11 protein-coding genes are annotated in these 8,643 nt (G+C 70.9%); 7 read left to right on the plus strand and 4 right to left on the minus strand.

From position 1 onward, the window contains the following. The first annotated feature begins 32 nt into the window (after positions 1 to 32). Both ACZ45Z_RS30510 and ACZ45Z_RS30515 read left to right on the plus strand, forming a co-directional pair. On the plus strand, positions 33 to 695 hold the full coding sequence (locus ACZ45Z_RS30510) for a response regulator transcription factor (protein ID WP_468369234.1): 663 nt from the start codon (positions 33 to 35) through the stop codon (positions 693 to 695). Further along, positions 688 to 2,094 carry a sensor histidine kinase gene (locus ACZ45Z_RS30515; protein WP_468369237.1) on the plus strand — a complete coding sequence of 469 codons (1,407 nt, stop codon included), beginning with the start codon at positions 688 to 690 and terminating at the stop codon, positions 2,092 to 2,094. Before ACZ45Z_RS30510 ends, ACZ45Z_RS30515 begins: the two co-directional genes overlap by 8 nt. A gap of 54 nt (positions 2,095 to 2,148) precedes the next feature. Here the strand turns inward: ACZ45Z_RS30515 and ACZ45Z_RS30520 are convergent, their stop codons facing one another. The 4 genes from ACZ45Z_RS30520 to ACZ45Z_RS30535 all read right to left on the minus strand — a co-directional run bounded on the left by ACZ45Z_RS30520 (position 2,149) and on the right by ACZ45Z_RS30535 (position 4,803). Then, positions 2,149 to 2,625, minus strand: coding sequence for a MarR family winged helix-turn-helix transcriptional regulator (locus ACZ45Z_RS30520; RefSeq protein ID WP_468369240.1), 477 nt, complete (start codon positions 2,623 to 2,625; stop codon positions 2,149 to 2,151). Between the two features lie 119 nt (positions 2,626 to 2,744). Beyond that, a complete protein-coding gene (locus tag ACZ45Z_RS30525; protein WP_468369243.1) occupies positions 2,745 to 3,518 on the minus strand; it encodes an AIM24 family protein in 774 nt (257 codons plus the stop codon). Then, positions 3,515 to 4,165: an AIM24 family protein gene (locus tag ACZ45Z_RS30530; protein ID WP_468369246.1), complete on the minus strand. Its 651-nt coding sequence runs from the start codon at positions 4,163 to 4,165 to the stop codon at positions 3,515 to 3,517. Before ACZ45Z_RS30530 ends, ACZ45Z_RS30525 begins: the two co-directional genes overlap by 4 nt. Next, entirely contained in the window at positions 4,165 to 4,803 is a 639-nt protein-coding gene (locus tag ACZ45Z_RS30535) for an AIM24 family protein (RefSeq protein WP_468369249.1), read from the minus strand. Before ACZ45Z_RS30535 ends, ACZ45Z_RS30530 begins: the two co-directional genes overlap by 1 nt. Before the next feature lie 157 nt (positions 4,804 to 4,960). Here ACZ45Z_RS30535 and ACZ45Z_RS30540 point away from each other — a divergent pair, with 157 nt between their 5' ends. From ACZ45Z_RS30540 to ACZ45Z_RS30560, 5 genes are all read left to right on the plus strand, one after another. Then, positions 4,961 to 5,311 carry a DUF3817 domain-containing protein gene (locus ACZ45Z_RS30540; protein ID WP_468369252.1) on the plus strand — a complete coding sequence of 117 codons (351 nt, stop codon included), beginning with the start codon at positions 4,961 to 4,963 and terminating at the stop codon, positions 5,309 to 5,311. Further along, positions 5,308 to 5,643: an MTH1187 family thiamine-binding protein gene (locus ACZ45Z_RS30545; protein ID WP_468369255.1), complete on the plus strand. Its 336-nt coding sequence runs from the start codon at positions 5,308 to 5,310 to the stop codon at positions 5,641 to 5,643. The genes ACZ45Z_RS30540 and ACZ45Z_RS30545 overlap by 4 nt, the downstream gene beginning before the upstream one ends. A gap of 165 nt (positions 5,644 to 5,808) precedes the next feature. Then, positions 5,809 to 6,318: a MarR family winged helix-turn-helix transcriptional regulator gene (locus ACZ45Z_RS30550; protein WP_468369257.1), complete on the plus strand. Its 510-nt coding sequence runs from the start codon at positions 5,809 to 5,811 to the stop codon at positions 6,316 to 6,318. Positions 6,319 to 6,401: 83 nt separating this feature from the next. Further along, entirely contained in the window at positions 6,402 to 6,734 is a 333-nt protein-coding gene (locus ACZ45Z_RS30555) for a DUF3817 domain-containing protein (protein WP_468369260.1), read from the plus strand. Between the two features lie 96 nt (positions 6,735 to 6,830). Continuing rightward, positions 6,831 to 8,531, plus strand: a complete 1,701-nt coding sequence (locus ACZ45Z_RS30560; RefSeq protein ID WP_468369263.1) for an acyl-CoA mutase large subunit family protein — start codon at positions 6,831 to 6,833, stop codon at positions 8,529 to 8,531. Positions 8,532 to 8,643: the final 112 nt, after the last annotated feature.

An 8,643-nucleotide genomic window follows, 5' to 3' on the forward strand; every position in this document is an offset into this window, starting at 1 on the left:
GCGCTTCAGGAACGGGGTGGCAAGGTGGGCGCATGCGCCTGTTGATCGTGGAGGACGAGAAGCGGCTGGCCCTGTCGCTGGCCAAGGGACTGCGGGCCGAGGGCTACGCGGTCGATGTGGTGCACGACGGCCTGGAGGGTTTGCACCAGGCGAGTGAGGGCGCGTACGACCTGGTCGTGCTGGACATCATGCTGCCGGGGATGAACGGCTACCGGGTGTGCGGGGCGCTGCGGGCGGCCGGCCACGACGTGCCGGTGCTGATGCTGACCGCGAAGGACGGCGAGTACGACGAGGCCGAGGGTCTGGACACGGGCGCCGACGACTATCTGACCAAGCCGTTCTCGTACGTGGTGCTGGTGGCGCGGGTCAAGGCGCTGCTGCGGCGGCGGGGGCGGACGGCGCAGCCGGTGCTGCGGGTGGGGGCGCTGACCGTGGACCAGGGCGCGCGCACGGTGCACCGGGACGGCGCGGAGGTGGCGCTGACCGCGAAGGAGTTCGCGGTGCTGGAGCAGTTGGCGCTGCGGGCGGGTGACGTGGTGTCCAAGGCGGAGATCCTGGAGCACGTGTGGGACTTCGCGTACGAGGGCGACGTGAACATCATCGAGGTGTACGTGAGCGCGCTGCGGCGCAAGCTGGGCGCGGACGCCATCGCCACGGTGCGGGGCGCGGGGTACCGGCTGGTGTCCGGTGGGTAGCGTGCTGGGTTCCGTACGGGCCAGGGCGGCGGCGGGCGCGACGCTCGTGGTGGCGCTGGCGCTGATCGCGGCGGGCACCGCGGTGCTGCTGGTGCTGCGCGGCAATCTCCAGGACCAGGCCGGGCTGCAGGCCGAGGTCGCGGCGCGGGAGGTCGCGGCGCAGATCGCGACGGGGACGGCGTACGCGGAGCTGGATCTGCCGGACGGCGATGACCATCCGGTGGTGGTGGTCGGCGAGGACGGGCGGGTGCTGGCGGCCGGGGACGACGTACGGGCGGTGGACGGGCGGGCCGTCGGCGGGGCCGTCGTGGACGGGAGCGCCGTGCCGGGCGCTGAGGAGGACGACGAGGACACCGGGGACGTGGAGCCCGGTGAGGTCGATGACGAGGTCCGTTACCGGAACGGGACGGCGGACGTCGAGGGGACGGTGGCCTCTTACCGGTTCGCCTCGGTGGAGGTCGAGGACACCGGCGGCCGCAAGGCGACGGTGCGGGCGGGTGCGCCGCTGGCGCCGGGGCGGGACGCGGTGGGCACGGTGCGTACCGCGATGCTGATCGGGCTGCCGTTGTTGCTGGTGGTGGTGGCGCGCGTGACGTGGCTGGTGACGCGGCGGGCGCTGCGGCCGGTGGAGGGCATTCGCGGGGAGATGGCCGCGATCACGGCGAGCGCCGATCTGAGCCGGCGGGTGCCGGTGCCGCCGTCGAAGGACGAGATCGGCCGGCTGGCGCGGACGACGAACGAGACGCTGGCGGCCCTGGAGCGGTCGGTGGAGCGGCAGCGACGGTTCGTCGCGGACGCCTCGCACGAGTTGCGCAGTCCGATCGCGAGCCTGCGGACGCAGTTGGAGGTGGGGATGGCGCATCCGGAGTTGCTGGACGTGCCGGGCGCGGTGGAGGACACCGTGCGGTTGCAGCGGCTGGCCGCGGACCTGTTGCTGCTGGCGCGGCTGGACGCGGGGGAGCGGCCGGCGGACGCCCGTGTCGATCTGGCGGCGATGGTGCGCGAGGAGAGTTCGCAGCGGGTCGCGGACCGGATCCCGGTCCGGGCGGGGGAGCTGGCGAGCGTGGAGGTGGCCGGGTCGCGCGGTCAGTTGGTGCGGGTGCTGGGCAATCTGCTGGACAACGCGCAGCGGCATGCCGAGACGTCCGTGCGGGTGACCGTGGTGCGGGAGGGCGCGTGGGCGGTGCTGCGGGTCGACGACGACGGGCCCGGGGTGCCGGCGGCGGAGCGGGAGCGGATCTTCGAGCGGTTCGTGCGGCTCGATGACGCGCGGGCGCGGGATGACGGCGGCGCGGGGCTGGGGCTGGCCATCGCGCGGGATGTCGCGGTGCGGCACGGCGGTTCGCTGGCCGTGCGGGAGGGCTCGGTCTTCGAGCTGCGGCTGCCGGTGGCCGGCTGACCGCGGGCCGGCGCCGCGGCCCGGTGCGGGGCCGCGGCGGCACGGCGGGCGACGTCAGAGGGTGCCGCGCTGTTTGCGCAGGTGTTCGGCCACCGGGGTGAGCGACGCGCGTAGCGACTGGAGGTCCTCGGCGGAGAACAGGTCGATGAAGTGCTTGCGCACGGAGGCGACGTGGTGCGGGGCGACGCGGCGCATGGTGTCCCAGCCCTCTTCGGTCAGGACGGCGTACAGGCCCCGGCGATCCGACTCGCAGCTCTCCCGGCGGACCAGGCCCGCGTTCTCCATGCGGGTGATCTGGTGCGAGAGACGGCTCTTGGACTGCAGGGTGCCGGCTGCCAGGTCGCTCATCCGCAGCCGGTGGTCCTCGGCTTCGGAGAGGTTGACCAGGATCTCGTAGTCGTTGTTGGTCAGGCCGAACGGCTGGAGATCGCGCTCCAGTTGGTGCATCAGCAGTCTGCTGACGTCCAGGTGGGTGCGCCAGGCACACTGCTCCTGGTCGGTCAGCCAGGGGGTGTCGCTGTCGGTCGTCATGGAGGAATTCTATCCGTGAATGTTGAATTTCGAATTAAACAGGCCCGTGATGTGGCGGACGTCGCCGGCCGGGGCCGGGGTTGGTCAGACGTTCGACGTCACCGTCCGCAGACTACCGCTCACAGCCCGAAGCGACGCTGAAGCCCTCCGAGGTTGCCCGGGAGCTGCGGCAGTTGTGAGCCACTTTGCGGAGCCTGGCCGCCCCCGCCCGGAACGCCCGCCTCGTCCGGCACCGCTCCGGTCGCCCGCTCCGGCATGAGCTGCTCGGTCGACTGGAGCAGGACCGTGCCGGCCCCGATGAACTCGAACTGGTGCTCCTCGCCGGACGCCCCGCCGATCCCGGTGTGCGCCCGCAGCCCGCCCAGGAATCCCCGCAGGTACTGGTGGTCGTAGTGATGGCAGGGAGAGGGGCAGTCCGCCCAGCCGACCAGCGCCTGCGGGTCCACCCGGATCGGCGGCTCGGCGAAGACCACCGGGCCGTTGGAGGCGGCGACGAACTTGCCGGTCCCGATGAGCGTGAGAAACCCCGGGATGATCGACTGCTTCAGCGACAGAGATGGCTGAAAGGCGAGCAAGTTGCCGGAGCGAATAGTGAGGTTGCCCTCATCCAGGTCGAAGGAATTCACGTCGAAGGCACGGTCGGCGAGCAGCATCTTGCCCTGGCCCTCGGCGACGACCCAGTCCGCGGCGTGCAGTGGCGAATGAAAACTTCCGGCGACGAGCCGGTCGAGCCGGCCGTGACCGATGCCCTGGAAGTCGATCTGCCCGTAGTAGGCGATCATCTTCCCCTTCTGGAGGAACCACTGGCCGTTCAGATCGACGCTGAAGGCGTACGGGTTGACGTTGTCGTCGACCGGCAGGCTCTGCGCGTCGTGGATGACGGGACCGGTCACAGCTTCTCCTCCGACGCCTGGACGTAGACGGTGCCCTGACCCGACAGCTCCAGCTGGAAGCCCTCGCCGGAGCCGCGGCCGACCATGTCGCGCCAGCCGAGCGCCGTGGACAGTTTGTTGCGGACCTCCCCGCGGTGCGCGACATACGCCTGCGGGTCGACGTGCACGGGCCGCTGAGGGGTGATCGGCAGCGCGACGACGCCGCCGTGGGCCATCACCGCGGCCGAGCCGTGGCCGGCGAGAGTCGTGGTGAACAGGCCCTGGCCGGTGACCTGGCCGCGCACCATGCCCATCACCCCGCCCTGGGACCCCATGAACATCGTGCCCTGCTGGAGCGAGCCGTCGAAGGCCAGCAGCCGGTCGGCCTCGACGTAGAGGGTCTCGCCGGTGAGGTCGATGACCTCGACGTGGTGCCCGCCGTGCCCGAACATCACCGTGCCACTGCCTTCCACCGTCATCAGCGGCGTCGCCTCGCCCGCGACCCGGCGGCCGATCATCGAACCGATGCCGCCCTGGCCGCCCTGGATGTTCGGGGTGAAGGAGACCTCACCGCGATAGGCGAGCATCGCGCCGCGCTGGCTGAACATCCGCTGCCCCGGGGCGATCTGGGCCTGGACCATGCGGGAATTGAGCGAGGTGAACGGCATCAGACCTCGCCCCCGAGGGTGGCGCGCTCGCTGGGCTGCACGTACACCAGGCCCTCGCCCTCGAAACGGATCTGGAACGCCTCGCCGGAGCCCTCGCCCATGACGGTGCGGAAGTTCACGCCGGTCTGGAAGTGCTGCTTGAGGTCGCCGGTGTGCGCGACGTACGCGCCCGGGTCGACCTGGAGCGGGTACTGCTTGGTGACCCGCAGCACCACCGCCGGTCCGGCCGAGGTGATCGCGGCCTGGCCGGTGCCCTCGACGGTGGTGGTGAACAGGCCGTTGCCCTGCGAGGCGCCGCGCAGCCCGGTGAAGGTGGTGCCGGTGCGCAGCGCCGCGTCCACGCACAGCAGGTTGCCGGCCTCGACGTACAGCTTCTCGCCGGTCAGCCCGACGAGGTTGATCTCGCCGGCGCTGTCGGCGAAATAGCAGGTGCCCTGGCCCTTCACCTCCATCACGGCCATCTGCTCACCGGTCAGGCGCCGGGTGACCATGCCGCGCAGCCCCTCGCCGCCGCCGGTCATCTTCTTGAACGACATCTGGCCGTCGTAGGCGACCATCGCACCGTTTTTCGCCTTGACGGCATCGCCCGTCATGTCGACGGCGAGCATCTTGCTCCCCTGGAGCCGAAACTGAGCCACGCGTCAGACCGTATTACGGCCGCGCCCCGGGGGACAGGCGCGTCGCCGCGTCCGGCCCCCGGCGCGAGGTTCGCCGGGGCGGCTGTAACAATGGGAGGCGCTTTGTGAACACTTGCACAAGCGTGCTGCCGCCCCCTGCCACCCGAACGAGGTTCCCGTGGACATCAAGACCGCCTCCGCCCTGCACCGACTGCGCCTGGCATCCATCCCGGAGGCGCTCTCCTTCCCGGCACTGCTGATCTTCGGCACCGGCTTCCGGCTGGCCTTCGACTACGACTCCCTGGTGATGCCGCTCGGCCTGATCCACGGCCTGCTCTTCCTCACCTACCTGGTGCTCCTGCTGGACGTGTGGAACCGCACCAAGTGGCCCTTCAAGCGCGTCGCCTTCTTCTTCGTGCTCTCGGTGCTGCCCTTCGGCGGCCTGTACGGGGACCGGGTGCTCAAGCGCGAGGAGGAGGCCGGCGTGATCGCGGCCCGCGCCCGCAAGGAAGGAACGGTCAACGCGTGATCGTCGCCTTCTCCGTGAGCCCGCTGGGCGTCGGCGAGGACGTCGGCGCGTACGTCGCCGACGCGGTGCGGGTGGTCCGCGAGTCCGGTCTGCCCAACCGGACGGACGCCATGTTCACCTCCATCGAGGGCGACTGGGACCAGGTCATGGACGTCGTCAAACGCGCGGTCGCCGCCGTCGAGGCACGCGCCGGACGGGTCTCGCTGGTCCTCAAGGCCGACATCCGGCCCGGCGTCACGGACGGCCTGACCTCGAAGGTCGCCACCGTCGAGCGACACCTGGCGGCGGGCGGACCCGCCGCGGGGGACGGTTCGGGAGCCGACGGCTCGTAGGAAGCGGCCCCCGCCCGGACCGGCGTGCGGACGGGGCCCGGTGCGGGTGCGGCCGGGTCCGGAAACGGGCGCGGCGCCCTCCCGAAGCCGGCGCCCGTCCGCTTTTCCTGACCGAAACCTGAGACAGGGCTGACCAGCATATGACCGGCGGGTAGGGTCGGTTCCGTGCCGAAGCCGCTCAGCCTTGCCTTTGATCCCATCGCGCGTGCCGACGAGTTGTGGCAGGAGCGCTGGGGAGCCGTGCCCTCGATGGCCGCGATCACCTCGATCATGCGGGCCCACCAGATCCTGCTGGCCGAGGTGGACGCCGTGGTCAAGCCCTACGGCCTCACCTTCGCCCGCTATGAGGCGCTGGTGCTGCTGACGTTCTCCAAGGCCGGCGAGCTGCCGATGTCGAAGATCGGCGAGCGGCTGATGGTGCATCCCACCTCGGTGACCAACACCGTCGACCGGCTGGTGAGGTCCGGCCTGGTGGACAAGCGGCCGAACCCGAACGACGGGCGCGGCACGCTCGCCTCCATCACCGACAAGGGGCGCGAGGTGTGCGACGCGGCCACCCGCGACCTGATGGCGATGGACTTCGGGCTCGGGGTGTACGACGCCGAGGAGTGCGCGGAGATCTTCGCGATGCTGCGGCCGCTGCGGGTGGCCGCGGGCGACTTCTCGGAGGAATGAGCGGCGTTTTCGCGGGCCCGAGCCGCGCCGCGGACGGCGGGGGCGGCGAAGATCGCCCCGGAACGGGCCGTTACGCTCGGGGTATGAAGCCAAGCGTCCTGACCCGTTACCGGGTGATGGCCTACCTCACCGCCGTGATGCTGCTCGTGCTGTGCACCTGCATGATCTTCAAGTACGGCTTCGGGATGGGCAAGGATCTCACCCTGGTCGTCTCCCAGATCCACGGCGTGCTCTACATCATCTACCTGATCTTCGCCTTCGACCTGGGCTCCAAGGCCAAGTGGAAGTTCGGCCAACTGCTGTGGGTGCTGGTCTCGGGCACCATTCCGACGGCCGCGTTCTTCGTCGAGCGCAAGGTCGTCCGCGAGGTCGGACCGCTGGTCACGGACGGCGCCGCGCAGCCCGTCAAGGTCTGATCTCACCCGACCTCACCTCTTGGCGTCGCCGGCGGGTGGACGACTCGTCGGCGTCAGCCATCGACAATTACTAGGACGTCCTAGTAAATTCGAGGTATGGACGCTGACGCGATCGAAGAGGGCCGCCGCCGCTGGCAGGCCCGGTACGACTCCGCCCGGAAGCGCGACGCGGACTTCACCACCCTCTCGGGCGACCCCGTCGAGCCCGCCTACGGCCCCCGGCCCGGGGACACGGTCGAGGGGTTCGAGCGGATCGGGTGGCCGGGCGAGTACCCCTTCACCCGCGGCCTGTATCCCACCGGCTACCGCGGCCGGACCTGGACCATCCGCCAGTTCGCCGGCTTCGGCAACGCCGAGCAGACCAACGAGCGCTACAAGATGATCCTCAAGGCCGGCGGCGGCGGCCTCTCCGTCGCCTTCGACATGCCGACGCTGATGGGCCGCGACTCCGACGACCCGCGCTCCCTCGGCGAGGTCGGCCACTGCGGCGTCGCCATCGACTCCGCCGCCGACATGGAGGTGCTCTTCCAGGACATCCCCCTCGGTGACGTCACGACGTCCATGACGATCAGCGGGCCCGCCGTGCCCGTCTTCTGCATGTATCTCGTCGCGGCCGAGCGCCAGGGCATCGACCCGGGCGTCCTGAACGGCACCCTCCAGACGGACATCTTCAAGGAGTACATCGCCCAGAAGGAGTGGCTCTTCCAGCCCGAGCCCCATCTGCGGCTGATCGGCGACCTCATGGAGCACTGCGCGCGCGGCATCCCCGCGTACAAGCCGCTCTCGGTCTCCGGCTACCACATCCGCGAGGCGGGAGCGACCGCCGCGCAGGAGCTCGCCTACACCCTCGCCGACGGCTTCGGCTACGTCGAACTCGGACTCTCCCGCGGCCTGGACGTCGACACCTTCGCCCCCGGCCTGTCGTTCTTCTTCGACGCCCACCTCGACTTCTTCGAGGAGATCGCCAAGTTCCGGGCCGCCCGCCGGATCTGGGCCCGCTGGATGCGCGACGTCTACGGCGCGAAGAGCGACAAGGCGCAGTGGCTGCGCTTCCACACCCAGACCGCCGGCGTCTCGCTGACCGCCCAGCAGCCGTACAACAACGTCGTACGCACCGCCGTCGAGGCACTGGCCGCGGTGCTCGGCGGCACCAACTCCCTGCACACCAACGCACTCGACGAGACGCTGGCCCTGCCCAGCGAACAGGCCGCCGAGATCGCGCTGCGCACCCAACAGGTGCTGATGGAGGAGACCGGCGTCGCCAACGTCGCCGACCCGCTGGGCGGTTCCTGGTTCGTCGAGGCCCTGACCGACCGGATCGAGGCGGACGCCGAGAAGATCTTCGAGCAGATAAGGGAGCGCGGCGCCCGGGCGGTCCCGCACGGCGCACACCCCATCGGCCCGATGACCTCCGGCATCCTGCGCGGCATCGAGGACGGCTGGTTCACCGGCGAGATCGCCGAATCCGCCTTCCGCTACCAGCAGTCCCTGGAAAAGGGCGACAAGCGGGTCGTCGGCGTCAACTGCCACCACGGCTCGGTCACCGGCGACCTGGAAATCCTGCGCGTCAGCCACGAGGTCGAACGCGAACAGGTACGCGCCCTCACCGCCCGCAAGGCCGCCCGCGACGACGCCCGCGTCACGGCCGCCCTCAAGGCCATGCTGGCCACCGCCCGCGACGGCGGCAACATGATCGAACCGATGCTGGAGGCCGTACGGGCCGAGGCGACGCTCGGCGAGATCTGCGGGGTGCTGCGGGACGAGTGGGGGGTCTACACCGAGCCTGCGGGGTTCTGAGTACTGCTCTTCCGAGTACCGGGGGGGGGGGGGGGGGGGGGGGGGGGGGGGGGGGGGGGGGGGGGGGGGGGGGGGGGGGGGGGGGGGGGGGGGGGGGGGGGGGGGGGGGGGG

It is taken from the genome of Streptomyces sp. NPDC031210 (genome assembly GCF_055570395.1).